This is a genomic window from Streptomyces sp. NBRC 110611 (genome assembly GCF_001590865.1).
Classification (GTDB): domain Bacteria; phylum Actinomycetota; class Actinomycetes; order Streptomycetales; family Streptomycetaceae; genus Streptomyces.
In genome coordinates, this window is record NZ_BBUY01000010.1 from 196,364 (window position 1) to 223,123 (window position 26,760).

Annotated in this window: 20 protein-coding genes; 19 read left to right on the plus strand and 1 reads right to left on the minus strand. The window is 69.1% G+C overall.

Going from position 1 to position 26,760, the window contains the following annotated elements; all coding sequences use genetic code 11:
* Nucleotides 1-531 precede the first annotated feature (531 nt).
* The 4 genes from AZE13_RS37020 to AZE13_RS21700 all read left to right on the plus strand — a co-directional run bounded on the left by AZE13_RS37020 (nt 532) and on the right by AZE13_RS21700 (nt 5,972).
* The gene (locus AZE13_RS37020) at nt 532-1,074 is read left to right on the plus strand and encodes an EXPERA domain-containing protein (protein ID WP_181690409.1); all 543 of its coding nucleotides are present in this window, start codon (nt 532-534) and stop codon (nt 1,072-1,074) included.
* The gene (locus AZE13_RS21690; protein ID WP_066934399.1) at nt 1,074-2,435 is read left to right on the plus strand and encodes an FAD-dependent oxidoreductase; all 1,362 of its coding nucleotides are present in this window, start codon (nt 1,074-1,076) and stop codon (nt 2,433-2,435) included. Before AZE13_RS37020 ends, AZE13_RS21690 begins: the two co-directional genes overlap by 1 nt.
* Before the next feature lie 142 nt (nt 2,436-2,577).
* Complete coding sequence (locus AZE13_RS21695) at nt 2,578-3,396, plus strand: squalene/phytoene synthase family protein (protein WP_066934402.1); 819 nt, start codon at nt 2,578-2,580, stop codon at nt 3,394-3,396.
* 782 nt (nt 3,397-4,178) lie between these two features.
* Nucleotides 4,179-5,972 carry an FAD-dependent oxidoreductase gene (locus AZE13_RS21700; RefSeq protein ID WP_066934583.1) on the plus strand — a complete coding sequence of 598 codons (1,794 nt, stop codon included), beginning with the start codon at nt 4,179-4,181 and terminating at the stop codon, nt 5,970-5,972.
* Between the two features lie 31 nt (nt 5,973-6,003).
* Here the strand turns inward: AZE13_RS21700 and AZE13_RS21705 are convergent, their stop codons facing one another.
* Nucleotides 6,004-7,461, minus strand: a complete 1,458-nt coding sequence (locus AZE13_RS21705) for a cytosine permease (protein WP_066934405.1) — start codon at nt 7,459-7,461, stop codon at nt 6,004-6,006.
* A 301-nt stretch (nt 7,462-7,762) separates the two neighbouring features.
* Here AZE13_RS21705 and ureA point away from each other — a divergent pair, with 301 nt between their 5' ends.
* The 15 genes from ureA to AZE13_RS21780 form a co-directional block, all read left to right on the plus strand.
* Complete coding sequence (ureA, locus tag AZE13_RS21710) at nt 7,763-8,473, plus strand: urease subunit gamma (protein ID WP_066934409.1); 711 nt, start codon at nt 7,763-7,765, stop codon at nt 8,471-8,473.
* Nucleotides 8,470-10,158: an urease subunit alpha gene (locus AZE13_RS21715; RefSeq protein ID WP_181690410.1), complete on the plus strand. Its 1,689-nt coding sequence runs from the start codon at nt 8,470-8,472 to the stop codon at nt 10,156-10,158. The genes ureA and AZE13_RS21715 overlap by 4 nt, the downstream gene beginning before the upstream one ends.
* A 63-nt stretch (nt 10,159-10,221) precedes the next feature.
* Nucleotides 10,222-11,262 carry an agmatine/peptidylarginine deiminase gene (locus tag AZE13_RS21720; RefSeq protein WP_066934412.1) on the plus strand — a complete coding sequence of 347 codons (1,041 nt, stop codon included), beginning with the start codon at nt 10,222-10,224 and terminating at the stop codon, nt 11,260-11,262.
* Nucleotides 11,263-11,329: 67 nt separating this feature from the next.
* On the plus strand, nt 11,330-11,947 hold the full coding sequence (locus tag AZE13_RS21725) for a TetR/AcrR family transcriptional regulator (protein WP_066934415.1): 618 nt from the start codon (nt 11,330-11,332) through the stop codon (nt 11,945-11,947).
* Between the two features lie 215 nt (nt 11,948-12,162).
* Nucleotides 12,163-12,555, plus strand: a complete 393-nt coding sequence (locus AZE13_RS35765) for a beta family protein (protein ID WP_258527913.1) — start codon at nt 12,163-12,165, stop codon at nt 12,553-12,555.
* A 134-nt stretch (nt 12,556-12,689) separates the two neighbouring features.
* Entirely contained in the window at nt 12,690-13,304 is a 615-nt protein-coding gene (locus tag AZE13_RS21735; RefSeq protein ID WP_079124239.1) for a ParA family protein, read from the plus strand.
* Complete coding sequence (locus AZE13_RS21740; RefSeq protein ID WP_066934421.1) at nt 13,301-13,549, plus strand: hypothetical protein; 249 nt, start codon at nt 13,301-13,303, stop codon at nt 13,547-13,549. Before AZE13_RS21735 ends, AZE13_RS21740 begins: the two co-directional genes overlap by 4 nt.
* A gap of 333 nt (nt 13,550-13,882) precedes the next feature.
* Nucleotides 13,883-14,386 carry a DedA family protein gene (locus AZE13_RS21745; protein ID WP_066934424.1) on the plus strand — a complete coding sequence of 168 codons (504 nt, stop codon included), beginning with the start codon at nt 13,883-13,885 and terminating at the stop codon, nt 14,384-14,386.
* A 359-nt stretch (nt 14,387-14,745) separates the two neighbouring features.
* A complete protein-coding gene (locus AZE13_RS21750) occupies nt 14,746-15,441 on the plus strand; it encodes a Crp/Fnr family transcriptional regulator (RefSeq protein WP_066934588.1) in 696 nt (231 codons plus the stop codon).
* A 130-nt stretch (nt 15,442-15,571) separates the two neighbouring features.
* Nucleotides 15,572-16,429, plus strand: a complete 858-nt coding sequence (locus AZE13_RS21755; protein WP_066934426.1) for a hypothetical protein — start codon at nt 15,572-15,574, stop codon at nt 16,427-16,429.
* Entirely contained in the window at nt 16,426-18,531 is a 2,106-nt protein-coding gene (locus tag AZE13_RS21760) for a hypothetical protein (RefSeq protein WP_066934428.1), read from the plus strand. Before AZE13_RS21755 ends, AZE13_RS21760 begins: the two co-directional genes overlap by 4 nt.
* A 68-nt stretch (nt 18,532-18,599) precedes the next feature.
* The gene (locus tag AZE13_RS21765) at nt 18,600-19,721 is read left to right on the plus strand and encodes a PE-PGRS family protein (RefSeq protein WP_066934430.1); all 1,122 of its coding nucleotides are present in this window, start codon (nt 18,600-18,602) and stop codon (nt 19,719-19,721) included.
* Nucleotides 19,718-20,224, plus strand: coding sequence for a Pycsar system effector family protein (locus AZE13_RS21770; RefSeq protein ID WP_066934433.1), 507 nt, complete (start codon nt 19,718-19,720; stop codon nt 20,222-20,224). Before AZE13_RS21765 ends, AZE13_RS21770 begins: the two co-directional genes overlap by 4 nt.
* A gap of 313 nt (nt 20,225-20,537) precedes the next feature.
* On the plus strand, nt 20,538-21,494 hold the full coding sequence (locus AZE13_RS21775; protein ID WP_258527914.1) for a M48 family metalloprotease: 957 nt from the start codon (nt 20,538-20,540) through the stop codon (nt 21,492-21,494).
* Between the two features lie 246 nt (nt 21,495-21,740).
* Nucleotides 21,741-26,760, plus strand: a 5,020-nt coding sequence (locus AZE13_RS21780; RefSeq protein ID WP_258527915.1) for a LamG-like jellyroll fold domain-containing protein, incomplete at its 3' end; no start/stop codon positions are given.

A 26,760-nucleotide genomic window follows, 5' to 3' on the forward strand; every position in this document is an offset into this window, starting at 1 on the left:
CCGTGACCCGTCGGCCTTCTCCGCGACCCGCACCCGGGCCGCTCCGCTCACCGACGTCCGTCCGCCCCTTTCTGGAGGAATCCAGCCATGCCTCCCGCACCCAGCGACCCGCGCCTCCCGCGAACCGCACAGTGGCTGGTCAGCCTGCGCTGGCTGTTCATCGTCCCCCTCCCGCTCCCGCTCCCGAAGGTGTACGCCCTCGCGGAGGAGCTGAGCGGCCGCCTGCTCCGCCGGGGCGACGCCGTACAGTGCCACCAGCGACAGGTCAGACGCATGCAGGAGCAGGTCCGCAGGCGCGTCAGCGAAGGCCATCCCGGCCTGCTGTGCACCGCCCGCCCGCAGTGGCGGTTGATGTCGCACTCCCGCAACGAGTCGTACAAAGAGGGTGCCCACCTCTCCCCGCCCGACTGGACGGCATCGAGACGTCCTCCTGCCGACACGGCCTGTTCGCCGAGAACGTGGCCTTCATCGACATCTGCGACAAGGTCCGCAGCAACTGACATCCCAGGAGGGGAGCACACCGTGCGCACGATGACGACCGCACAGCCCGGGGCCGGGAGCCGGTCCGCGCTCGCCCGCGGCGACCGCCTCGTGCTGGGCTTCCTCGGCTTCAGCATCGCGGCGGCCTTCACCGTAGAGCTGTACTTCCTGCTCAATTTCCAGGACATCCACGTGCAGACCGGCAGCTTCGCCCGACTGTTCGAGATCTACGGGGCGGGCGACCGCACGTACTACGGGGAGGGTGATGTGCACCTCCCCTACGCCCTGGAGACGATCAACGTCTTCGCCATGCAGATCCTCAACTGCCTCCTCGGCTACGCCATCGTCCGCCACCGTAGCTGGCGCCATCCGCTCCAGCTCCTCATCGGGACCTATCTGGCCGGATCGGTCGTCCTCTACTTCTGGCACGCCCACGTCGCCGGATACCCCGACATGCCGGACCACCGGCTCTGGAACTACTTCATCTTCTACGCGCCCAACCTCCCCTGGCTGGTGGGCAACGCCTGGCTGGCCGCCGTCTCGTACCGCTACTTCGTCCGACGCGAATCCGCGACGACGGATCGGAGTGTGTAATGGGGGAGCGGATCGCGATCGTGGGGGCCGGGGTGTCCGGCCTGGCCGCCGCCTGGGCCCTCACCAGGCATCCCGGGCAGTACGACGTCCAGGTGTACGAGCGGGGCCCGACCGTTGGCGGAAACGCCCAGACGGCGGACTTCCCGCAGAAGGACGGCGGCACGGCACCGGCCGACATCGCGGTCACCGCTTTCATCCCCTCCGTCTACCAGAACTATGTGGAACTGCTGCACCGGCTGGGCATTGAGACCGTCGACACGAGGTTCAGCTATGCCGTGCAGTACGGGGACGAGGTCTACGCGCACGACACCGACACACCGCTGCGGCAGCGGCTTGCGGGCGACATCGCCCGCTTCCGCCGCATGCTGCGCGTGATCGGGCGCCTGAACGTCCTGAACAGCCGGCCGTCGCTGACGCTCGCCGCGAGCAATCCGTTCAACTACCTCACCATGCGACGGGCCTTGGATGTGTGGGGCATCTCGCAGGAGTTCCGCTACAAGCTCCTGAAGCCGCTGTTCGTGAACTTCGTCCTCACCTCGGGCGTCTTCGAGATGCCGGCGTCGATGTTCGTGCGCTACATGGACTTCTTCGACATCGAGCGCAGCACCCCCATGGTCACCTGGCACGGCGGCACCCGCGCCGTCTACCGCGCACTCACCCGGGACTTCACCGACCGGATCCGCACCGACTGCGCCGTCACCGGGGTGACCCGCCGCACCGACGGTGTACTGGTGGAGGCAGCCGGCACCACGCAACGGTTCGACCAAGTGATCTTCGCCTGCAACGCCAACCACGCGCTGGCTCTGCTGCGGCCGCCCAGCGCCCGGGAACGCCGGCTGCTGGGAGCCGTACGCTACGACGCCGGACTGCATCGCGAAGCGGTGGTCCACACGGACGACTCGCTGCTGCCCGACGACGCATTGCGGATCTCCGGCTCACGCAGCACATTCGTACGCCAGTACGGGGACCTGCCCGACAACTACGAGGTCACCTACATCATGCACAACCAGCAGCCGTGGGGCGACGGAGCCGCCTCCCCCTGCCTGGTCACCTACAACGCACAACGGCCGCCCGCGCCGGAGAAGACCCTCGGCCGCCACCGGTTCCAGCACGTCATGCACGACCTGCGGCACACCGTCGCGCTCCACCCGCTGCTGCCGCTCCTGCAGGGCCGCCGCAGAACCTGGTACTGCGGAGCCCACATGACGATCAACAGCCAGGAGCACGCTTTCCTCTCGGGCCTCGCCGTGGCTCGCCAGCTGGGCGCGGACTACCCGTTCCCGGAGAACAGGGAGGCCACCCGTTGGTTCAACTTCTACGGCCGCATGTGCCTGGGAGCCCGCTTTCGGCGTGTGCGCTGAATGACGCAGGTCGGCGGCGTGAGCGCGTGTGACGGGGCGTCGCCGTGAACTCGCGTCACACCTTCCACACACTCTTCGCTCCTCCGGGTCGGAATCGTCTCGGAACGGAAGGAATCAGCGACCTTTGCCTACTGTCGGACGCATGCACAATCCGAGCGCCGCCGATGCCCGTGACGTCCTGAAAGCCACCAGCCGCACCTTCTTCCTGCCCATCGACGACCTGCCACCCGGCTTGCGGGAAACGGTGATGGCGGCCTATCTGACGCATCGCGCAATCGACGAAATCGAAGACCACCCGGAATTGGAGGACCAAGCCAAGGACTGGCTGCTGAGCACGCTCAGCGCGGGTATCCGCGCCGCCGTCGGGGGTGAAGACTTCATGGCATGCTTCGGGGACGCGGCGCGGCAGCTGCCCGAGGTGACGCTCCGGCTCGACGAGTGGCTGGCACTGGCGCCCGCCGACATCGCGCCCCGGGTCTGGGAGACCACCGCGTCCATGGCGGAACGTATGGCCTCCTGGGCCCGCTCGCACTGGCGCATCCGCACTCCCGCCGACCTGTGCCGCTACACCTTCGACGTGGCCGGCAGTATCGGTCTGCTGCTATGCGATGTGCACGCCTGGTACGACGGCACCATCGCACCCCGTGCCGAGGCCGTGGCCTTCGGTCGCGGGCTCCAGTCGGTGAACATCGCGCTGGACGTGGATAAGGACCGCGCCCGCGGCCAGCGTTTCCTGCCCGACGGCTGGGGCACCCCTGACCTGCTCTCGTTCGCCCGGGTGCAACTCGCGCGCGGCCGGTCCTACCAGAACGCGCTCCCGCCGGGCGGGCCCGCGCACGCGTTCACGCGCATCCCCCTGGAGCTGGCCTGGGCCAGCCTGCGCGTCATCGAGGACAGCGGACGTCGCCTGACCCGGCCCGAGGTCGAGGAGATCGTCGCCAAGGCGCGGGCAGGGGTATGAGGCCCGGGGCCGGCTCGACAAGTCGGCGCGACTGCCATATGCGCCCACGCCCGGACACGCTCCCCGCACCGGGACCGCTCCCCCCGCTCGATCAGGGCAGGTCGATGTCCAGGTGGCCGATGTGGTGAACGCTCACGTCGAGGCCTTGCCTGCGGCGGCCACGGTCTCGAAGTACGCCCGGCGCCTCCCCAAGGTGCCCGGGCCGGGACGGCGACTCTTGCGGACCGGGGCGGCAACGTCGCTGCCGGTCAGCCGGCGAGAGGTGATGACCACGGCACCGGACTGGTGCGCCTCGCAAGCCGGATGGGCGGGGGCTCCCTCAACATCATCAGCGGGGGCGTGCAGCATGGCCCGCGGACGGCCGGCTGAGAGTCGGCTTAAGCCCGGATCCACCGCCTCGTTGTGGTGACGGGGAATGTGTTTGAGCATGCAGATGCCCTCTGACTTGGGTTGATCTCGGTTGCTGAGGCCGAATCGTTCCGCGTCGAGAGGGCATCTGACGAGTGCGCGCTTCTCATGATCTGGGCCGGGTTCCGGTGAGTTTCGACGAGCCGATCGGCGGCTGCCGTCCCTGCGCCTCCTGAGGGGATGCTTTGACGCACCGTCAGTTTGGCGTGGATGCCTGTTCCTGGTGGGGCGGGTGAGCCGCTACGGTCTCTCTCCGTTCGTGGTTCAGGCCCGTGGTTCAGGCCCTGTGAGGCCGATGGCTCAGGCGGGCTGTTGGGCTGTGCGGGGGGCCGGCGACCCGGCAGCGGGGCGAGATGAGGAGTGATGTCATGGGTATGTCGTCGACAGTGCGGCGCAGAAGCGTGCTGGGGTACGGGGCCGGGGCGGCCGGTGCCCTTGCTGCCGGGGGCCCGGCGACAGCTGCCCACGCGGCGCCGGGCGCATCCCCCCAGGGAAGCCCCCGGCGCCGCCGCGCGGGCCGTCGTGTCGCGGTGTTCGGCGCCGGACCGGCCGGGCTCACCGTGGCCCACGAACTCGCCGAGCGCGGCTTCGAGGTGACGGTCTATGAGCGGCGTAACGTCCTCGGCGGCAAGGCCCGGAGCATCCCCGTCCCCGGCACCGGCACCAAGGGCCGCCGCGACTTGCCCGGCGAGCACGGCCACCGCGGCGTGTTCGGCTTCTACCACAACCTGCCCGACACCCTGCGCCGCATCCCCTTCCGCGGCAACGCCCACGGTGTGCACGACAACCTCGTCCGGGCCGCCTGGGTCCAGTTCGCGCGCACCAGCGGCCGTCAGGCCATCGACATCCCCGGCACCCCGCTCGGTCCCGGCACCCTTGACCCCGAAGCGGTGATCCAGCTCCTCGCCGGGCTCGCCGAGGAGGTCTTCCACCTGCCGCCCTGGGAGGCCGCGCTCGGCGCCCGCAAGCTGGTCATCCTGATGACCAGCGGCAAGGAGCGGCGCTTCGGGCAGTGGGAGTACGAGAACTGGTGGAAGTTCATCGAGGCCGAGGGCAAGTCCGCGGACTACCGGCGGCTGCTCGGCGGCGGCGTCCAGGTCATCCAGGCGCTCAAGCCCACCTCGGCGTCCGCCCGCACCTGCGGCCAGGGCGGCGAGGCGATCGTCTGGGACCTGCTGCAGCTGGGCAGCGACGGCCCCAACAACCGCGTCTTCAACGCCCCGACCAGCGAGGCGTGGATCGACCCCTGGGGCGAGCACCTGCGCTCCCTCGGCGTCACCTTCCAGACGGGGCACAGCGTGGAGTCCCTCGTGCTGAGCGGCGGCCGCATCAGCGGTGCGATGACACGCGACCCCGGCGGCCGCACCGTACCCGTGGACGCCGACCACTATGTGGTGGCCGTCCCCGTCGACCGCGCGGTGCGGCTGTGGAGCCCCGAGCTGCTCGCCGCCGAGCCGCGCCTGAAGGCCACCAAGAAGCTCAACACGACCTGGAGTCAGGGCATCCAGTACTACTTGACGCACCCTGTGCACGTCGTGCCCGGCCACGTCGCCTACCCCGACTCGCCCTGGTCCCTGGTCTCGGTGAGCCAATCCCAGTTCTGGCACGAGGAGTTCACCACAACCTGGGGCGACGGCGACACCCGCGACTCCTTCTCCGTGGTCATCTCCAACTGGGACGAGCCCGGCGTCCTGTACGGCAAACCGGCCCGCCGCTGCACACCGCGTCAGATCGCCGCCGAGGTCTGGGCCCAGATGAAACAGGCCCTCAACCGCCCCGGCCTCGCCCGCCTGACCGACGACAACCTGCGTACGTGGTTCCTGGACCCCGCGATCACCCAGACCGGCGGCGCCGAACTCGCCAACGAGGAGCCGTACTTGCTCAACGATGCCGGATCCTGGGACCACCGCCCCGACACCACCACGGCCATCCCCAACCTCTTCCTCGCTGCCGACTACGTACGCCAGTACAGCAACGTCGACTTCTCCTCCATGGAAGCCGCCAACGAGGCGGGCCGCCGCGCCGCCAACGCCATCCTCGACGCAGCGGGCGCCACCGAACCCAAGGCACAGCTCTTCGCGCGATACGAACCTGAGGAGCTGGACGCGGCCAAGCGCCTGGACACCGACCGCTACCGCCGCGGCCTGCCGCACGTCCTGGACTTCTAGGAACGGCCCTCCCAGCGGCCGGCAAGGCGGGTCATCGGCCGACCTCCACCGGGGCGTCCGGCACGGTGGTCGCCGTACCGGACGTCACGGTGCGCAGTGCCGGGGTCGGACGGGGTCGGCCAAGGGTGAGTAGGGCGTACACGGACCCACCCACCGCGGCCGCCAGCAGGAAGCTGACGTCGATCCCGCCCGTGTACGGCAGCAGTGGACCCTGATAGAGGGGGGTGTCCACGTCCATCAGGCCGACCGCCGAGCCCAGCACCCAGGCGATCGTGGCCCGGACGTTCCAGCCTGCCCGGTACCAGTAGCGGCCGCCCCGGGTGCCACGGTTGTAGACCTGTAGGGCGTCCGCGTCGTAGTCACCGCGGCAGCGGATGAAGCCCATCACGACGATCACCGCCCAGGGCGTGCACAGGGCGGTCATCAGCAGCACGAACGAGGTCATCGCGTCCTGCGCCTCCCACAGGAAGTGGCCGCCGTAGACCAATGCGGTGGAGATCGCGGCGACCACGTACGTGGCCTGGGTACGGGTCGCCCTCGGTACGATCGCGTCCAGATCCAGGCCCATGCTGTAGAGCATCAGACCGGCGTTGCCCACCGAACCGGAGGAGGCGTTGAGCAGCAGCAGGCCGAGGTACCAGAACGGGGCGCCGGCCACCAGCGGGCTCGCGTAGTCCTCACCCGCGCCGACCGCCAGGGCGCTGAACGTACCGAAGAGCTGCGGCACCAGCAGGCCCACCACCAGGCCGAGGTAGGTGGCCGCGAAGACCTTCTGCGAGGTGTGGCGGCGGGGTGAGACATAGCGGCTGTAGTCGCCGAGCAGTGTGATGAAGGCGATCGGGCCGCTGAGCCCGGCTACGACGGTCGACAGCAACCAGGTCTGCCAGAAGCCGCCGAGCGCGTACGCGGTGCCGGGCACGGGGGCGGCGCCGAAGGTGGGAGCGTAGGCGATCACACCGACCGCCAGCAGCACGGTCAGACCGATGGCGAGCACTTTGCTCAGGCGCAGCAGCACCCGGTAGCCGTAGACCGCGCCTACCGCCGTACCGCCGGCCAGCACCGCGTAGACGACGGCGTACGACACGCCGCCGGTCGGCAGACCGATCAGACGGTGCAGAGTGCCGACCACCACGTCGCCGCCGACCCACAGCGTCAGCGCGGTGTAGCCGAGGGAGAGCAGCAGGCCGATCACCGAGCCGAGGAGCCGGCCGCGCACCCCGAAGTGGGCACCGCTGCTGGTGGAGAGGTTGGTCGCACTGCGCAGGGAGACCAGCGCGAGCGGGGCGGTGAGCACGGCGCCGACGAGGGTGCCGGCAGCCAGTGAGCTGGCCGAGCCCCAGAAGCCGAGGCCGAAGGAGACCGGCAGCCAACCGAAGATCACCACGCCGAGGGCGAGGTTCGATCCGAGCAGGATCGAGACGAGATCACGGGGACCGCTGGTGCGTTCCCCATCCGGGATGGTGTCGACTCCGCGTTGTTCGATCGGCATGAGGGCTCCCCTGAGAGGCCGGACAACAGTGTGTGAGCAGTGAGCAGTGCCCCGCGTGCGGTGCGTCGTAAGGGGGGACAGCGCTCGGGGGCGAAGGGCGCTCGCGCCGTGGGATCTCTGAAGGGGCCGCCCTGGGATCTTCCGGGGATCAACGGTCGAGATCGTTTGATCGGTGCTCTATCAAGCGCATATTGAGAACTGCGCTCAATGTGACCCACGCCTGTAGAGCAGGTCAATACCTTGGCATTGACAGATTTCACTGATTAGAGTGACGCTCTAATCGATCGGGAAGGTGGGACGGATGCGGCTGACCCCGACGGAACGCGACCGGCTGCTGTTGTTCAGCGCGGCCGAGCTGGCTCGGACGCGGCGGGCCCGTGGCCTGAAGCTGAATGTGCCCGAGGCGACCGCGTTGATCGCGGACACAGTCTGCGAGGCGGCGCGGGACGGGCGCCGCCTCGCCCAAGCCATCGAGGCGGCACGCAGCGAGCTCGGCCCGGACGATGTGCTGCCCGGAGTGGCCGAGGTGATCACCGAAGTGCATGTGGAGGCCGTCTTCGACGACGGCTCCCGGCTCGCGGTGGTCAGCGACCCGATCGGCGCCCGCGGCGCGGCGGGGGAGGCGGACGAGACCGCCCCGCTCAAACCCGGCGCCGTACTCCCCGGCCAGGCCGTCCCGGAGCTCGAACCTGCGGTGGTGCTGACGGTGCGCAACACCGCGACCGTGCCCATCAGCGTCACCTCGCACTTCCACTTCTTCGAGGCCAACCCCCGGCTGGACTTCGACCGGTCGTCCGGGTACGGCATGCGGCTGTGCGTACCGGCCGGCTCATCGGTGCGGTTCGAGCCCGGAGGCGCCACGGACGTCGGCCTGGTCCCGATCGGCGGCGACCGGGTCGCGATCGGCTTCGCCGGCCTCGTCGACGGCCCGCTCGACGGGCCGGGCGCGAAGTCGGAAGCGCTGCGGCGGGCCGCCGCCTGCGGCTATCTGGGGGCGGAGGAGCAGCAATGACCATCGACCCCCACGAGTACGCGTCGGTGCACGGCCCGCGGGCCGGCGACCGGGTGGTCCTCGGTGACTCGGGCCTGGTCGTCCGGGTGGAGTCGGACTCCCAGCGGCCCGGTGATGAGTTCTTGGCCGGTTTCGGCAAGACCGCCCGTGACGGCCTGCTGCTGAAGGCCGCCGCGGTCCGGGAGACCTGCGATGTGGTGATCAGCAACGTCCTGGTCATCGACGCGGTCCTGGGCATCCGCAAGGTGTCCATCGGCATCCGCGAGGGCCGCATCCACGCCATCGGACGGGCCGGCAACCCGAACACTCTGGACGGCGTCGACGTCGTCGTCGGCACCGGCACCTCGATCGTCTCCGGCGAGGGCCTGATCGCCACTGCCGGCGCCGTCGACACCCATGTCCATCTGCTCTCACCACGCGTGATGGAGGCCTCGCTGGCCTCCGGCGTCACCACCGTCATCGGCCAGGAGTTCGGCCCCGTCTGGGGCGTCGGCGTCAACTCCCCCTGGGCACTGGCCCACGCCTTCGGCGCCTTCGACGCCTGGCCGGTCAACATCGGGTTCCTGGGTCGCGGCTCCTCCTCCGGCGAGGCTCCGCTGGTCGAGGCGCTCGCCGAGGGCGGCGCCTGTGGCTTCAAGGTCCACGAGGACATGGGTGCACACGCCCGCGCCCTGGACACCGCGCTGCGCGTCGCCGAGGACCACGACGTCCAGGTCGCGCTGCACAGCGACGGCCTCAACGAGTGCCTCACCGTGGAGGACACCCTGCGCGTCCTGGACGGCCGTACCATCCACGCCTTCCACATCGAGGGCTGCGGCGGTGGCCACGTCCCCAACGTCCTGAAGATGGCCGGCGTCCCCCACGTCATCGGCTCGTCCACCAACCCCACCCTCCCCTTCGGGCGGGACGCGGTCGCCGAGCACTACGGCATGATCGTCTCGGTCCATGACCTGAAGACCGACCTGCCGGGCGACGCAGCCATGGCCCGCGACCGTATCCGGGCCGGCACGATGGGCGCCGAGGACGTCCTGCATGACCTGGGCGCGATCGGCATCACCTCGTCCGATGCCCAGGGCATGGGCCGAGCCGGCGAGACCGTACGCCGTACCTTCGCGATGGCCGGCAAGATGAAGGCCGAACTCGGGCCCATGGCAGGTGACGGCGCCCACGACGACAACGCGCGCGTGCTGCGCTACATCGCCAAACTCACCATCAACCCTGCCATCGCGCACGGCCTCGCGCACGAGATCGGGTCCATCGAGGTCGGCAAGATGGCCGACATCGTGCTCTGGACTCCGTCGTTCTTCGGCGCCAAACCGCAGTTGGTCCTGAAGTCCGGCTTCCCGGCCTACGGCGTCACCGGTGACCCGAACGCCGCCACCGACACCTGCCAACCCCTGGTACTCGGACCGCAGTTCGGGGCGCACGGCGCGACCCCAGCCGATATCTCGGTCGCCTTCGTCGCACGCGCCGCGGTAGAACAGGGCGATGACCACCTGCCCACCCGGCGCCGCCGGGTCGCCGTCCGCGGCACCCGCGGCATCGGCCCCGGCGACCTGGTCCACAACTCCCGGATCGGACAGGTAAAGGTGGACGCGCGCAGCGGACTGGTCACCCTGGACGGCGACCCGATCCGCTCGGAACCGGCCGACACCGTCTCGCTCTCCCGCCTGTACTTCCTCTGAACCCCTCCGCCCGCTGAGCCGCGTCTGTGACCGCCCCCGCCCACCGACCCTCAAGGACCCCACATGAACATCCCTGTCACCGACGGCTTCCGCATGCCCCCGGAGTGGGCCCGCCACGAGCGCACCTGGATGGCTTGGCCCGGCCCCAACGGCACCTTCGCCGAGGAGGGTGGGGAGATCTTGACCGAGGCCCGCCGCTCCTGGGCCGCAGTGGCCCGCGCCGTGCGCCACTTCGAGCCGGTCACCGTCGTCGCCGGCCCCGGCCAGTCAGCCGGCGCCCGGGACCTCCTCGGTGACACCATCGACGTCGTCGAGCGCCCGCTGAACGATGCCTGGATGCGCGACATCGGCCCCACCTTCCTCACCGACGGCAAGGGCTCGCTCGCCGCCGTCGACTGGACGTTCAACGGCTGGGGCGCACAGGAGTGGGCCGACTGGCACCTTGACGCGGCGATAGCCGCCGAGGTCAGCGCGTTGACCAGGGCCCGCCGCTACGCCTCGCCCCTGGTCAACGAGGGCGGTGGTATGCACGTCGACGGCGAGGGCACCGTACTGCTCACCGAGACCGTGCAGCTCGACCCGGGCCGCAACCCCGACCGAACCCGGGAGGAGGTGGAGGCCGAGATCCACGCTCACCTCGGCACCACCAAAGCGGTCTGGCTACCGCGCGGTCTGACCGCTGACTACGGCAAGTTCGGCACCCGCGGCCACGTCGACCTGGTAGCCGCCTTCGCCCGCCCCGGCACCGTGCTCGTCCACACCCAGCCCGACCCCGACCACCCCGACCACGTCCTCTGCAACGAGATCGTCAAACAGCTGAGCTGCGCCACCGACGCCCGGGGCCGCCGACTGGAGGTCGTCGAGGTGCCCGCCCCGACCGTCATCGAGGACGACGGCGAGCTGGTCGACTACTCGTACATCAACCACTACCTCTGCAACGATGGGGTGGTGCTGTGCGGATTCGACGACCCGCGCGACGAGCACGCGGCAGGAATCTTTCACCGCCTCTTCCCCGACCGGACGGTGGCCCTCGTGGACGCCCGTACGATCTTCGCAGCGGGTGGCGGTATCCACTGCATCACCCAGCAGCAGCCCGAGGTCTGACCCGCAGCCCCGTGAACCGGTAGGCCGTAAACCCGTAAACCCATAAGGATTCACCAGGAGGTTCCTTGTGTCCGGTCCCGTGCGCCGTCCCCGGCGCCGGCTCAACCAGCCCCGCGAGCAGGTCCTGGCCGCGGCAATGGCCACCATCGCCACGGAGGGCCTGGACCGGCTCACCATGGCGGGCCTGGGCCGCGAGGTCGGCATGAGCAGCGGTCACATCCTCTACTACTTCGGTACGAAGGACGAGCTGCTGCTCCAGACCCTCCAGTGGAGCGAGGAGCAACTCGGCGCCGAGCGCCGGGCCGCTCTCTCCCGCCGCCTCCCAGCCCGCGAACGGCTGGACGCCCTGGTCGACCTCTACCTCCCCGAAGGCCATCGCGACCCCCGCTGGACGCTGTGGCTGGAGGTGTGGAACCGCTCCCAGAACGCCGACGACGAGACCCGCGAGCGACAGCTCGACCTCGAACTCGCCTGGCACCGCGACCTGGTCGCCCTCCTCGTCGAGGGCGCGTCGAAGGGGGAGTTCCGGGCTGTTGACGCCGAGCGCTTCGCCACCCGCACCCGCGCCCTCCTCGACGGCTTCGGTACCCATCTCGTCGTCGGCCTACCCGGCATCGACCGCGCCCAGGCCTGCGAGCACATACGCGACTTCCTGGACGAGTCGCTCTCCGTACCGCGAGAGTGAATGCCGCCTCGACGCCCGGGGCGGCTTCGTCCACCCACCTCTGCCCGGTGGTCAGGTCCGGCGCGGTGCCTGCCATCTCGTACGCGAAGCCGGTCCAGGCAGGCAGGGCCCTCGGCTCGTCCGGACGTACGTGCCAGCCACCGCCGAGCGCTGGTTGGGTTACGGCGGATGGATCGACGCGGCAAGGAGGCGCTGCGTGCCCTCGACGCGCTGGGGTGCGCGCGACGGGCAGGACCTATGCTCCGCTGGTCGGTTACGGCGACTACGGGGTGCAGCCCCCGAGCGTCCTGGCACAGGCCCCGACACCCGGGAGGAAGGGCGGCCCGCCCTGGGGTGTGCTCCGCTACACCACCGACAGCTCGTACCTCCTGTTCAAGGTGCTGACTCGGGGATCCGACCGGATTGCCGTCAACCGCAGTGCGGCCCGCCGGATCATCGAACTGCCCGAGTTCCGGGGAGCGGGGGCCGGGCAGGGCGAGAAATGGCCGAGTGATTGTGCGCACGGTCCGCTCTCGACCAGCGAGGGGGCGGGTGGGCCCACGGAGTGGCTGCGGGCGGGGAATCTTCAGCACGTGACGTACGTCGTGCGGAGCCTGCCCGGCGGCTGATCGGTCCGCCGCGAGCGGGTGTCCGCCGTTTCTCACTGCTTACGGGTGAACCATGAAACCACGCCCTCGCGCCGACCGGGACTGGACGATCGCCACCGCTATTGTCAGCTTTTGTGTCGTTGAGCTGTGCGTTTGTGAACCTCAAACCCGGCGTCGGAAAGACGACGAGTGCTGTGTGGCTGGCCCATGCCTTGCATGAGTCGGGTCTGTCGCCGCTACTGGTCGACGGTGACCCTGCCGCTTCCGCGCTGCGCTGGAGTGAACTGGCCGGTGGCTTTCCGTTTCCGGTGATCGCTCTGCCGGTGGGGGACGTCCACCGCCGCGTGAACGACTTCCTCGGCAACCGGCAGGCCGTCGTGCTCGATGCGCCCCAGCTGGAGGACCACCCCCGCATTGCGCGCAGCATCATGAGGTACGCCCGCGAGTGGATCGTGCCTGTGACCCCCGCCCCCATCGAACTGGACCGGATGGCACCCATCCGCAGCGAGATGGCGGATGTGCAGTCCCTGCGTGCCGAACCGGCCCGCACGGCGGTCCTGCTCAATCGCACCAACCGTCCCGATGCCACGCGCACCGGGCCCGATGCCGACGCTCGTGATGCGCTCAGCGAGCGGGGTTTCGAAGTGCTGGACACCCAGATCGCGCGGCTCGACCTGTATTCCCAGTCTTTCGGAAACCCGGTCCAGGCCAAGGGCTCGGCATACATGGACTTCGCGGAGGAACTGATCAAGCGTCAGGATGAGGTATGAGCCAGCGCAAGGACAACTACCGCGCGGCATTGCAGCGCGGGCAGGACGTCTCCGCACCCCGGCCCACCAAGGTCACCGCGCTGCGGAGCAGATACCTCCGGGTGACCGTCGAGGTGGATCCCGACTTGCGAGGCGATCTGACCCGATGGGTGGGAGGGCCGGTCTCCTCAGTGGTGCTCATCGGCTCGACCGTCCTGCGTACCCTGGCCGCCACTGTCGGCAGGGTGTCCGGGCCCGGAAGCTAGACTGGTTCGCCTGGTCACCGCAGGGGGAGCACATTTTTCCTCTTCAGACCAGTGTGGTGCAGCCGGGGCGCGTGTGTTCGGTTAATGTGGCTGTGCCGGTGGCTCCGGCGCGAGAGATCGTATCCGGAAGGCTCCGGGTGCACCGGTACTCCGCGTCGGGCTCGGGTACCGGCGTTCCTTCCCTGCCTGCACGAACGCAGGGAGGGAACTGGCAGAAGCAGACCGCAGGTGAGATATGGAGACCGGCGTCGTGCCCGTCGCGGGCCCGCTACGGCGACCGCGAAACAGGGGGACGGAGCAGCGGCGCACGGTCCGGAGCGGGGGCGAAGCGTCATGGACAAGGCCGTGCTCACGGCCTCCGGTCTCTACGTCATCGTTCTGCTGCGGGCCGGAGGGACGTTCGCCGTCGGGTGGCTCGCCGGTGCCGGTACCAGGCGCAGCAGGTTCGCTGAGCGGATCTCCTCGGCCAAGTACAGGCGTGCCGAACGGGCGATCCAGCGGTGGGGTGCGCCGGTGGTGGCCGTCTCCTTTCTGACCGTCGGTTTCCAGACCGCTGCCAACTTCCTCGCGGGGAGTATGCGCATGCCCTTGTCGCGCTACCTCCCCGCACTGTTCGTGGGGGGAGCGGGCTGGGCGCTGGTCTACGCGACGGCCGGGCTCGGGGCGCTCGAACTGCTGGCAAGGCTGTTCGCCGAGCGGACGGTAATCGGTGTGGCCGCGGTCGTCGGCCTCCTCCTCGCGGTGTGCGGGGTGGTGGTGTACCGGCGAAGAAAGGCTGCCCCGGCATCCCGCGACGCCGCGGCCGAGGAACCTGAAGGGCCGCACGGCACCGTGTAGCGCCGACTTTGTCGGCCGGAACCTGGGTGCCGTTCCCTCTCCCCAACGCCGACACGGTCCGCGTTCCGTCCTGCGCCGGCCTCTCGGGCTGACATTCGTGACGGCGTCGGCGGACGTCCCTGCGCTGTCGCCGGGTACCGTGACGGTTGCCTTAACGGAGCTTCGCGGACACGAACGGTGACCAGCCGGGGTGCTCTGTTTCGTGTGCCATAGGCTGGATGCAGGGTGGGGAAGGAAGACTTCGCTGAAGTACCGTGGAGTGACGTGGCTTTGGGGGAGTGCGGGTGGATACCGACGGCGTGGTCAATCCTGTGCCGGGGCAGCCGGGACCAGCGGCCGTCTCCGCGGAGTCCGAGCCCATGACGCCGTCACGAGCCAGCAGGCTCGATGACCAAGTTCCGTTCCTGGCCCGGTTGGAGCACCAGGAGCGGGTCGCGCTGCTGGAACTCGGCCGGCCCATGAAGTACAGCCCGCGGTCCGTCCTGGTGCATCAGGACGAACCGTCCACCCACGTGATGGTCATCCTCTCCGGCTGGACCAAGGTCATCCACTCCGCGGCCAACGGCTACGAAGCTCTGCTCGCCCTGCGGGGGCCGGGCGACATCGTCGGGGAGGCCTCCGCGGTCAGCGGCCGCTCGCGCTCGGCGACGGTCGCCGCACTCGGAAAGGTCGAGGCGGTCACGATCGAGCGCGGCAGATTCCTGGACCATCTCGTGGAGTTCCCGGCTACTGCCCTCCAACTGCTCAGCCTCATCGGGGACCGGACACAGGCCAGCGACCGGCGACGCGTGGAGCAAGGGGCGCTCGGGGTTCGTGAGCGGTTGTCGCTCCTGATCCTGGAGCTGTCGCGCACACACGGGGTGCAGGATGCCGAGGGCGTGCGCCTGACCACCGGTCTCAGCCAGCACGAGCTGGCAGGCGCGGTCGGAGCCTCCCGCGAGGCGGTGGCCAGGCTTCTGAAAGAGCTGCGGGACCGCGACATCGTCCGCACCAGCCGCAGAGGATTGGTCATCGTCCGCCCGGACCTGCTGCGCCGGATAGGGGGCGGCGAATAGCCGACGGCTGTGCAGTGGCGGCGAGTTGTGTGCCATCGGCTACAGACGCTGTGTGCAGCCGTTCCTTCTCCACTGTCAGACCCCTACGAGATAGTGCTCCGGACCGAGCCCGACCGTCCGAGAGGCACCTATGACTCTGGCCCTGACAGAACCCGTCAACCGCACCATTCTGCTGCTGGACATCGAGGACTTCAGCCGACGGGGCGATGTGGTGCAGGCCTGCCTGCGCCGGGAACTGCACAACGTGGTGGAGGACACCCTGGCTGCGGCGGGTGTCGAGAGGAACATGCAGTACCGCGAGGACCGCGGGGACGGCCTGATCGTGCTGGTCAGCGCCGACATCCCGAAAACTGTGCTTCTCCGGGCCCTGTTGACGACCACCCCGGATGCGTTGTGCCAGTACAACCGGCTGGCATCGAGTAGCGCCCAGATGCGGCTGCGGATGGTACTGGCCGCAGGGGAGGTCGCCTTCGACCCGAAGCAGGGCACGGTCGGCGGGCTCGTCGGCCACGACCTCAACCAGTCCTGCCGGCTGCTCGATGCCGACGCCCTGCGCGAAGGGCTCGCGCAGCGGGACGCGGACTGTGTGCTGGGGGTGTCGTCCCCCGTCTACGAAGGAGTGGTCCGCCACGGACACCGCGGACTACGCCCGGAGGAGTTCCACCACGCCGCGGTGTCCGTGAAGAAGGACCGACTCGACCTGTGGCTGCACGGTCCGCTCCCGCACGTCACCACCGTCCCCGCCCCGGGACCCGCGCCCGCCGGGCGCGGCGGCGGGGGTACGCACAACGATGCCGCCGGGCAGGCTCCCGCGGCGCCTGTCTCAGCGCCTGCGAGCACCGGGGCAGCATTCGCGTTCAACGGCGGGACCGTGTCGGTCGGCGGCAGCCAGGTCAACGGCGATCAGACCGGGGTCAGCGGCGGCCACGTCGCCGGGGACGTGGTCATGGGCTCTGTCCGGCACGAGGGCCGGAGCGAGCAGGCATGAGCGAGCAGCCCGGTGACAAGCAGACGGATCGCTCCCAGGGCGACACCGACCCGGCGGCCGACCAACAGGAGCAGACCCACGACGAGCACACCGAGGCGGAGGACGACCGCCCGCAGGACCCATGGGCGGCGCGGCGTGAGCTGTACGAGCACGTACCGGCCGCGGTCAGCGGCAGCCTGGTCGGCGGCGACCAGACCGGGGTCAGCGGGGGGAGCGTCGGAGGAGACGTCGTTCTCGGCACCAAGGTGGAGCACCACTACCGTTTCGGCACCGCCACCCACACCTCCGGAGACATCCCCTCGCCCGAACTCGACCAACTTGCCCTCGAGTTCGCCGGGTACGAGGAACTCGTACACCCCCTACGCGACCGGCTGCGTGAGAAGCGGGTACTCGTGCTGTACGGCGCGCCCTTCACCGGCCGCCGCAGTGCTGCCCTGATGCTGCTGCGCTCCCTGGACGCCGTGCCCGTACGCGCCGTCGACCCCAACACCCCGCCGACCGCGCTGAAGGACGAGGTGAACAGCGACTCGCACGGCTACCTCGTGAGCGACCTGGTGACGGGCAGGGAGAATCCACTGCGCGACATCGACCTGTGGGCCCTGCGGGACGCCCTCCAGGAGAAGGACGCCTATCTGGTCATCACCGTCGACCTGTTCGCGACCCTGCGGGGCGTCGACCCCGTCCCATGGGTGCCGCCGTCGCCCCAGGCTGTGCTCCGGTCACACCTGCACGCCCTGGTGGACGACCCGCGGAGGGAGCGCGAGCTGCTGGCTCTGGAACTCTCCCAGGAGTTCCTCGACCGGGACGACCACCAGCTGCGGGAGGCGGCGGCGTTCGCGAAGGCACTGGCCGAACACGCGGACGGCACGACTACTCGGGAGGAACTTGCGCACGTGGGCCCGAGGCTGGTCCGCGAGCAGGTCCGGGAGTGGTTCGGGGGCGACGAAACCCAGCTCCGGGACAAGGCGTTCCTCATCTCCCTGGCCGCGTTCGACGAGGCCGCCTACGCCCTGACCGCGGAGCTCAGCGACACCCTGTACGCGCAGTTCCAGAGAACGGAGGACGCCGGGAGGGAACCCCGGGTCGGTATCTTCGCGACGTCCATCACCACACGCCTGCGCCTGGCCCGCGCTGTCGAGTACTGGAAGGAGGAACACACCGAGTGGGGCCCCGTGCGCCAGCGCGTGGCGCGCTTCCAGGAGCCCAGAGTCTCGGTCGAGGTCCTCCGAGAGGTCTGGACGAGCCACCCCTCCGCACGGCCCGCTCTGCTCGCGTGGCTCCGGGAGCTCGCACAGGACGGCCGGCCGCTGGTGCGTACCCGCGCGGCAGTGACGGCCGCGGTGCTGGCCCAGACCGACTTGCCGTCGGCGATGGCCCTGCTCATCGAGGGCTGGGCGAAGTCCAAGCTCTACCGCGACTGCCTGGTCGCCGCCAACGCCCTCGCGACGGCGCACGCCGTCGGCGCCCCGAACATCCCGTCGATCCTGCGCTCCTGGTGCGAGGAGGAGGCCGGACCACGGCTTCGCTGGACAGCCATCCGGGCCTACGCTCTGGTGGGCCCAAGGATGCCCGACGAAGCGCTGAAGGCGTTGGCGAATGCCGCTCGCACCGGGGATGACGAGCAGGAGGCGCAGCACATCGCCGAGTCCGTCGCGCTGCTGCTGAGCGACGAATCGGCATCGGTGCGCAGCCGGGTGGTACGAGGCCTGGCCGAACTCCTCCGGGACGGGCCTGCCGGCCGTCGCCTGGCGCTGCACGGGTTTGTCCTGGCCTGCGCACGCGCTGACAGCCGGCTGTTGTTGCGGTGGCACGCGGAGGCCGCCTCAACGGGGCCGACCGAGGACGCACGGTGGCTGTCCCTGCTCTGGCAGACCGCCCTGGGCGATCTGCGGTACACAGCCGATGCGTTGAAGGCGCTGGCCGGATGGGTCCGTGAGGCGGACGGCGATCCGCAGGCCGAGCGGGAACTGGCGATGCTGCTTCCGACGCTTGTCGGCTCCGATGAGGACCGTAAGCGCCTCGATCACATGCTCGGGGCACTGCGCGACCGGCGAGGGGGCGGCCCGCCCGCGGTGGCTCATCGTCTGATGGCCGTGCTGTGAGGCGCCGCCTCTCGTCTGCGGCCACGGGCCGCGAAATTCCGGATCATGCTGAGTGAGGAGAATGAACCATGGTGGACATCCGCCGCGAGCCCGACTGGGACCAGGGAGCGGACCGGCACAGTGAGCTGATCGACCCGGTATTGACCGTGCGCCAGTTGTCCCGGTTCGACTACCGCAGGGGTTACAGCCGGATCGACAATGCGCTGGTCTTCACCACGGACAAGGGGGAGTTCGATGTCTACCTGCCACCCCATCGGCCGTCGCGCCCGCTGTTCGCCACCAGGCGGTACACCGCGGTCTACGAAGTCGACATGGGGGTGCACACCTGCACCGTGTCGCTGCTGCTGCCCAGCGACAACGACGCCTTCGACTTCACCGCCGAGACGGAGCTGACCTGGCAAGTTTCCCGGCCGCAACGGTTCGTGGCCAGCGGAGAACGGGACGTGCCCGCTCTCCTGAGGCGCCGGCTGGAGCAGCTGATGTACCCGATCAGCCGTGGCTTTCCGATCGACCGGAGTGCGGATGCCGAACGCGCCGTCCACCAGGTGCTCGCCAAGGTGGGCGAGTTGGGGGACGAAGCGGGGCTGCGCACGTCGTGTGCCGTGCGGCTCAGGCCGGACGACGAGGTGATCGCCCACCAGCGGGAGCTGCGCCGACTCCGGTACACCGACGAACAGCTCGGCATGTCACACGACGTGGCCATGCGGGAGGACCGGCTCAGCGCGGAGCGGAATGTGGAGCGGGCTCAGCACGATCACGAACTGGTCATGCTGCAGGGCCGCCAGGATGAGGAAGCGCGGCAGCTGGAAGCGGAGAAGATCCACTACTACGAGTACCACCTCCAGCACGGCGGCGTGGCGATGTGGGCCCTGCACCTGGCGCAGCATCCGGAGGATTCCCGGCTGGTGATGGAAAACCTGCAGAGGGACCAACTGGACCTGATCCGAAGTCAGTCCGAGGTCGCCCTGCAGGTGTTCAAGGAAGGGAATCCGGAGGACTACCAGCGTGCGGGCCTGAACAAACAGGCCGTGGAGATCCTGGAGGGGCTCCTCGCCCGCAACCTGCCCGGCATTGCTTCTGCTCCTCCCGCACCGGACTCCCCGCCCTGGGCAGGACCCACCGGCACCCCGGTGCACTTCCTCGAGAAGAGGGACGGGGCCTCCGCCAACAGCGCCGAGGAGAAGCGATGAGCAGCAGCGGGACGGAATTCCCGTCCGTGGGAGCCCGTCTGCTCGCGGAGCTGCGCTCCGAGACGGCCCGTGCGGACAGTAAGGCGTCTCTGCTCTTAGGGGTGATGAGCATGACCGTGAGTCTGCTCGGTGGCCTGGTCGCGGCCCACGGATGGTCTTTATCGGGGCTCTCCACCCCCGGGAGCGTGCTGTTGTGGGTAGCCATGGCCGCCCTGGCCGGGGCACTGGGGTGCCTGCTCCTCGCCGTCCTGCCCCGGTACGGCACCAGCCGGTGGTCTCCGGGGCGGCCGTTGACGTACTTCGACGACATCCGCCGGGCCACGGAGGACGGTCGGCTCGCAGAGGCCCTCGCCGCCACCGAGGCAAACCAGGCGGATGGGGTACTCGAGGCACTGGCCCAGAACAGCCGCATCGTCGGTGCCAAGCACTGGTGGATCCGGACAGGCCTGGCCGCCTACTGCGCGGGAGTGGTGCTGCTGGCCATCGCGCAACTCACCTCCTGAACGCACTTCGCCGACTTGCCTCCTACCGCGCCGCGACGATCCGGGCCGTACGCCTAGACAGGTAACTACCATGACCGCTCCTCCCGATCCCGCCCACCCTGGCCGCACTTCCCCGCCCGGTCCTCCGGCCCATCCGGCTGTGGTGGCCTCTCCGTCCCCGCCCTGTCCCAACGAGACGATCCCGCCCCCGCCGCCGTACCCGGGCAGCACGACGCGGTACGGTGCCGCCCGCCATGGCGGCCGGCCCAAGGGGCACTCCGGTCCCGGCCCCGGGAAGCGTGAGCCGCACGAGGATGTCGGCCACCGTGGGCGTGTGCATCTCGCCAAACGGCAGCGGAGCATCGATGGTGCGGCCATGGCCCAACTGTTACTGCAGTTACCCTCGTTCCTCGCGAGCCTGGTGATCGTTGCTGCGCTCTCTCAGCTCCTGCTCCCTGACATGGGCTGGCTGGGGGCCTTGCTCTGGCTCGCTTCGGGGGCCATGGCATTTCACCGGCCCACGGAGCGGGCCCTCGCCCGGCATCTGCTCAACCTGCGTCACCCCACCCCAAGGGAACTGAGCCGGCTGGAACCACTGTGGCGGGCAGTGACCGCACGGACGGGTGTCGAGGGCCTCGCGTACGAGCTGTGGATCGAGGACAGCGATCATCTGAACGCCCTGGCCGCGGCAGGACACATCGTGGGCGTTACCCGGTTTTCGCTGGAGCGTCTGTCCGATGGCCAGCTGGCCGCGGTACTCGCTCATGAACTGGGGCACCACGTCCGCGGCCATGCCTGGTCCTCGCTCCTGGGGCAGTGGTATGCGGTTCCGGGACGTCTTGCGTGGGCTGTTGTACGGAGGCTGACCCGGTTTGTCGCCGCCATCGGGCATGGGCGCATGGGTTTCTGGGCGGCGGTGCTGCTTCTGGTGGCGGGTACCGCCGTCCTGCTGGTCGCGCTGGAGTACTGGTTCGTCACTCTCACGCTGGTCGCTGCCCCGTATCTGCTTGCCGCCGTGACCCGCCGGGCCGAAGTACGGGCGGATCACCATGCGGCAGCGGCCGGCTTCGGGCCGATGCTCGCCGAGGTGTTGCACATGATGCAGGCGGCGGATCGGGACAGTGGATCCGTGACGGCTTCCGCCCTGTCCGGGTGCGGTCATACGGCTGCGATGGGCACGAGAACCCCATTTCGTGGCCGCGGACAGGGCCTCTTGGGAAGGCTCCTGTCCTCGCACCCCGACTACCACACGCGCCTGCACCACCTCGCGCCGTATCTCAAGCAACGATGAGCCTGCGCGACGATCGGAGCAGGCGACAAGGTCGGCGAGGGAACCGAACTGCGGTGCCCCGGAGACCCTACTGATCCCTTGAGGTGCCCCTTGGTGCAAATGGGGGCAGAGGCGAAGAATGTTGCAAAGATGATCTCTTACCGTTCCTGAAGCTTAATCAGATTTGCAAGGAAGAGTCGTGAAGTTATAGGCATTGAACGTTTTTGACCGTTCTATGAGGGACTCTCTGTGCGTAGCGTGCGTCGTGTGGGCGTCGTTCTTCTCGCTCTCCTGATAGCCGTGTTGTGCGGCACCGAACAAGCCGCGCTGGCGGTGGAGCGGTGGGACAGCGAGCGCCTGCTGGGCGTGAACGCTCCGGTTCAGCAGTGGGGTTCCGCTGACGGGCGCGGCCATGCGGTCTCGGGGGCGGAGACGGGAGCCCGGGCCGGCGGCGGTCGCCCCGGAACGCTGGAGGCTCCTGGGCAATTGCCTGCCGAACGCCAGGTGAAGGGCGGGGCGTTGGGCGACACGTCCGCGCCGCCCACGATGGGGCGGGTCGAAGAGGTCCCCGCGCCGGAGGCGTCCGAGCCGAAGGGGTTCGACCCCAAGTCCAGTCAAGAGCTCGCCGGGGAGCGGGCCGAGCGGCAGAGCACGTTCCGCAACGAGGACGGGACGTACACCACTCGCTACTACGATGAGCCGGTGAACTTCCCTGCTAGGGACGGTAGTTGGCAGAAGATCGATGCCACGCTCGTCCGCCCGGAGAAGGTGGAGGGGCCGCGCACCATGAGTGCGGAGCCCCCGGCATGGACGACCCGGTCCACCCGGTCCGGCATCACCTTTGCGCCACACGCGGACGCCGATCCTGTGTTGCGGTTGGAGGTGGGAGAGGGGCATTCCCTCACCTACGGTGTGGAGGGCGCCGCGCATGTGGCCGGGACGGCGGATGGTGCCGTCATCACGTACGCCGATGCCCGGCCCTCAGCTGACCTGCAGTATGTCGCCGGCAACGACTCGGTGAAGGAGACCCTGCTCCTCAAGAGCAAGGACGCGCCGACCGAGTGGCGCTTCCCGCTCCAGGCGCGGGGGCTGACCGCGAAGCTCGACGAGCACGGCGGGGTCGGGTTCGAGGACAAGTACGGTGAGCAGCGTGCGTGGATGCCGCCGGGCTGGATGGAGGACTCGGCCCTGGCCGACAACGCCAACCAGGGCGAGATCTCTTCCGGTGTGCGCTACAGCCTGGAGGAGAAGGGCAGCCGGCAGGTCTTGGTCGTCTCCCTGGACAAGGAGTGGCTCAGCGCACCGGAGCGGGTCTTCCCGGTAAAGGTCGACCCGTCGGTGAAGGCGGTCTCCGCCACGTCCGGTACGTATGTGCAGTCCCCCTACAACCAGAACTTCTCCAGCGACACCATCCTCAAGGCCGGTACGTACGACGGCGGCAAGCACAAGGCGGAGTCGTTCCTGCGGTTCAACGGTGTGGAGTCGTCGCTGAAGAACGCCTGGGTGCTCGGCGCGAAGCTGTCGCTGTACAACACCTGGTCCTACTCCTGCCAGGCACGTCCGGTGACCGTGCACCCCATCACGTCCGACTGGTCGGAGAAGAGCGCCAACAAGTACCCCGGACCGGCGACCGGGGCGTCGCTGGTGTCCAAGAGCTTCGCGCACGGCTGGCGCCCGAAGGGCACCACCAGTTGGTCATGCGGTCCTGCCTGGGAGGGCATCGACCTGGGGGCGGCAGGCCGCAAGCTGGTGGACGACTGGACGCACGGCCGGAAGAAGAACTACGGCCTGGCACTGAAGGCCTCGACCTCGGACTCCTACGCGTGGAAGCAGTTCGGGTCGGACAACTACCCCAACGGCAAGCCGAGTCTCGATGTCACCTGGGACAAGTACGGGGCCGGCTACAAGGTCGGTGCCTTCACCAAGCCCGTGACCGCGACCGCCGAGGGCTCGATGAAGGTCACCGTGACGAATCAAGGGCGCGAGACCTGGGGCAAGAACAGCAACTACAAGCTGCGCTATACCCTCTTCGACGCCAACGGCAAGAACATCACGAACGTGTCCAAGATGGTGTGGACCTCCATGCCCCATGACGTCAAACCGGGCGAGAGCGTCACACTGGATGCCAGGATCGCTCCGATGGCACCCGCCACGTACACGCTGGTGTGGACCATGGACGACAGGGGCACCGTCGAGTTCACGAAGCGGGGCGTGCCCGGTGCCGCCGTCAAGTTCTCCGCCGCGAACATCCCGCCGCAGCTCACCGCGGAGTCACCGGCCAGCGGCGGCGTACTCACGTCCCTGACCCCGACCCTGTGGGCGTCCGGCAAGGACTTCGACCACTACCCCAGCGGCTCGTTGCAGTACTCCTTCGAGGTCTGCGAAGCCGAGGGCAAGGACGCGCGCAAGAACTGCCGCAGCGGTCCGCGCGGCACCTCGCAGCAGTGGTCGGTGCCCAGTGGCTGGCTGTCCTGGAGCAAGAACTACGCCTGGTATGCCTACGTCTACGACGGGAAGGACACCTCGCGCCGTCCGAACCCGGCATACTTCAGCACCCAGATCCCGCAGCCTGCGGTGACCGGTCACCTGGGCGGCGACGGCGGCCGGGAGTTCGGTGCGCAGGCCGGCAACTACTCCACGGCGGCAACTGATGCCGCCATGCCGACTGTCGGTCCCGAGCTGTCGGTCACCCGCACCTACAACTCGCTCGATCCGCGTACCGACAACGCCTTCGGCACCGGCTGGTCGACCCGCTGGGACATGCGGGCGCAGCACGAGAGCACCGGCGACGTGGTGGTCACGCTGGCCAACGGCAGCCGGGTACGCTTCGGCCGCGAAGCGGACGGCAGCTACACCGCACCGGCCGGCGGCATGGGCACGCTCACGCAGGTCACGGGCGGCGGCTGGGTGCTGCGGGACAAGTCCGCCACACTGCACACCTTCGACGCCTCAGGCCGTCTGACGAAGATCACAGACGGCGCCGGACGCGAACAGCAGCTGACCTACCACGACGGCGAGCTGGCTCAGGCGAAGGACGTACTGTCGGGCCGGACGCTGACCTTCAGCTGGCAGGACGGCCGGGTCGCCTCGGTGACCACCAACCAGGTCGGCGCCCAGAAGGGCGGGCTCACCTGGACCTACGCCTACGCCGCCGGGCGCCTGACGAAGGTCTGCCCGCCGGACTCTGACACCAAGTGCACGGTGTACGAGTCCACGGACGGTTCGCTCTACCGCAGTGCCGTCCTGGACCGGAACCCTGTGTCCTACTGGCGGCTCGGCGAGGAGAACGGGGCTACCGCGAAGAGCGAGGCGCCCTCCTCCACGGGGCTGAACGACGCCCTCTACCGGGACGTACGGCTCGGCGGGGGTGGGGCCCTGAGCGGCACCAGCGACACGGGTGCGGAGTTCGGTGGCGCGGATTCCTATGTGGAGCTGCCCGAGGACACCTTGCGCACCTCGACGTTCCTGACCACCGAGCTGTGGTTCAAGACCACCCAGCCCGGCGTGCTCGTCGGTTTCCAGGACGGGCGGCTGGATGAGGGCCGGCCCGTCGACTGGGTGCCGCCGATGGCGATCGACAAGGACGGCAAGCTGCGCGCGCAGTACTGGACGGGGAAGGTCCAGCCGATCGTCAGCAACGCTGCGGTCACGGACGATACCTGGCACCACGCGGTGCTGACCGGCGGCGGCACCACTCAGTCCCTCTACCTCGACGGCAAGCTCGTCGGCACGCTGACCGGCCCGATCGACCACCGCAAGATGTCCTACGCGTACCTGGGGGCGGGCTACTCCAGCCCCGGCTGGGACGGCCAGGGAGCCGGCGTACGCCACTTCAAGGGCAGCATGGACGAAGCCGCCGTCTACCACCACGCGCTGGACGCGGCGACAGTCGCCGAGCACTACTCGGCCCGTACCGCCGTCGGCCAGGTCTCCAAGGTCACCACGCCCTCAGGGCGGGTACACGCCCAGGTCGCCTACGACAACAGGACCGGCCGGGCCACGCAGATCACCGACGCCAACGGCGGTACGTGGAAGGTCTCCGCCCCCGGCTACTCGGCCGGTTCCGCAGCCTACGCCGCCGCCGTCCGCGCAACGGGACCCGCCGGCTACTGGCGGCTGGGCGACCGCAGCGGGGCCACCGCCGCCAACGAGATATCCGACAGCGGCGACGGCTCGTACCTCGACGGTGTGCGACTCGGTGCGGTCGGTGCGTTCGCGGATGGCGACGACAGCGCCCTGTCGCTCGACGGAACCAAGGGCGCGCTGGAGGTACCCACCGACGCCTTCGAGAAGAGCGGCCCGATCTCGGTGGAACTGTGGTTCCGTACGGACAAACCGGGCGTCCTCTTCGGGATGCAGGACAAGGAACTCGGACAGACGCCATCGCACTGGAACCCGAGTCTGCTGGTGGACGCCGAGGGCAAACTGCGGGGCCATCTGTGGGACGGGTCGGCGAAGAATCCGATGGTGTCGCCGAAGAAGGTGACAGACGGCACGTGGCACCATGTGGTGCTCACAGCTTTCGACTCCGGCCAGATGCTCTATCTCGACGGTGAGCCCGCAGGTTTCAGGAGCGGGACCGTGAAGCCGGAGACGACGAAGTACGCGTATTTCGGTGCCGGTTACTCCAGCCCGGACTGGGACGGCCGTAAGAACCGCGAAACCGCTTACTTCACCGGCCAGTTGGACGAGGTGGCCCTCTACACCCGCTCCCTGAGCCGGGTGGATGTGACCGGGCACTACCTCGCGCGTAACGGACTGGTGGCCGGCAACGGTACCGACTACCAGGGTGTGATCACTTCGGACGCGCCCAGCGGCTACTGGCGACTGGGCGAGGTCGAGGGGGACAAGGCGCACAGCCGCACCGCTGTCCGCGACGGCACCGGCACCTACAAGAAGGCCCAGCTCGGGGTATTCGGAATCTTCGGCACCGCCGACAACTACGCGGTGCGGCTCAACGGCAACGGCGCCGTCGCCATCCCATCCCAGGACCTTGGCGGCACCTCCGATGTGTCGGTGGAGCTGTGGTTCCGTACGGACAAGCCCGGTGTCCTCCTCGGCATGCAGAACAAGGAACTCGGCCAGACAGCAACGCTGTGGACCCCCAGCCTGGTGGTGGACGCCGATGGCAAGCTGCGCGGCCATTTCTGGAACGGCTCGACCTCGGACCGGATGACGTCCGGGGAGAAGGTGACGGACCGCCAGTGGCACCACGCTGTGCTCTCGGCCTCCGGCAGCGGCCAGTCGCTCTACTTGGACGGCGTACGAGTGGGCTTCTTGAAGGGGG

What these genes read in the sequence shown, in the direction of transcription:
- AZE13_RS21720 (WP_066934412.1), top strand. Translation starts at nt 10,222, where the DNA reads ATGAACATCCCTGTCACCGACGGCTTCCGCATGCCCCCGGAGTGGGCC.
- AZE13_RS21700 (WP_066934583.1), top strand. Translation starts at nt 4,179, where the DNA reads ATGTCGTCGACAGTGCGGCGCAGAAGCGTGCTGGGGTACGGGGCCGGG.
- AZE13_RS21745 (WP_066934424.1), top strand. Translation starts at nt 13,883, where the DNA reads ATGGACAAGGCCGTGCTCACGGCCTCCGGTCTCTACGTCATCGTTCTG.
- AZE13_RS21695 (WP_066934402.1), top strand. Translation starts at nt 2,578, where the DNA reads ATGCACAATCCGAGCGCCGCCGATGCCCGTGACGTCCTGAAAGCCACC.
- AZE13_RS21715 (WP_181690410.1), top strand. Translation starts at nt 8,470, where the DNA reads ATGACCATCGACCCCCACGAGTACGCGTCGGTGCACGGCCCGCGGGCC.
- AZE13_RS21755 (WP_066934426.1), top strand. Translation starts at nt 15,572, where the DNA reads ATGACTCTGGCCCTGACAGAACCCGTCAACCGCACCATTCTGCTGCTG.
- AZE13_RS37020 (WP_181690409.1), top strand. Translation starts at nt 532, where the DNA reads ATGACGACCGCACAGCCCGGGGCCGGGAGCCGGTCCGCGCTCGCCCGC.
- ureA (WP_066934409.1), top strand. Translation starts at nt 7,763, where the DNA reads ATGCGGCTGACCCCGACGGAACGCGACCGGCTGCTGTTGTTCAGCGCG.
- AZE13_RS21765 (WP_066934430.1), top strand. Translation starts at nt 18,600, where the DNA reads ATGGTGGACATCCGCCGCGAGCCCGACTGGGACCAGGGAGCGGACCGG.
- AZE13_RS21705 (WP_066934405.1), bottom strand. Translation starts at nt 7,461, where the DNA reads ATGCCGATCGAACAACGCGGAGTCGACACCATCCCGGATGGGGAACGC.
- AZE13_RS21760 (WP_066934428.1), top strand. Translation starts at nt 16,426, where the DNA reads ATGAGCGAGCAGCCCGGTGACAAGCAGACGGATCGCTCCCAGGGCGAC.
- AZE13_RS21770 (WP_066934433.1), top strand. Translation starts at nt 19,718, where the DNA reads ATGAGCAGCAGCGGGACGGAATTCCCGTCCGTGGGAGCCCGTCTGCTC.
- AZE13_RS21740 (WP_066934421.1), top strand. Translation starts at nt 13,301, where the DNA reads ATGAGCCAGCGCAAGGACAACTACCGCGCGGCATTGCAGCGCGGGCAG.
- AZE13_RS21750 (WP_066934588.1), top strand. Translation starts at nt 14,746, where the DNA reads ATGACGCCGTCACGAGCCAGCAGGCTCGATGACCAAGTTCCGTTCCTG.
- AZE13_RS21690 (WP_066934399.1), top strand. Translation starts at nt 1,074, where the DNA reads ATGGGGGAGCGGATCGCGATCGTGGGGGCCGGGGTGTCCGGCCTGGCC.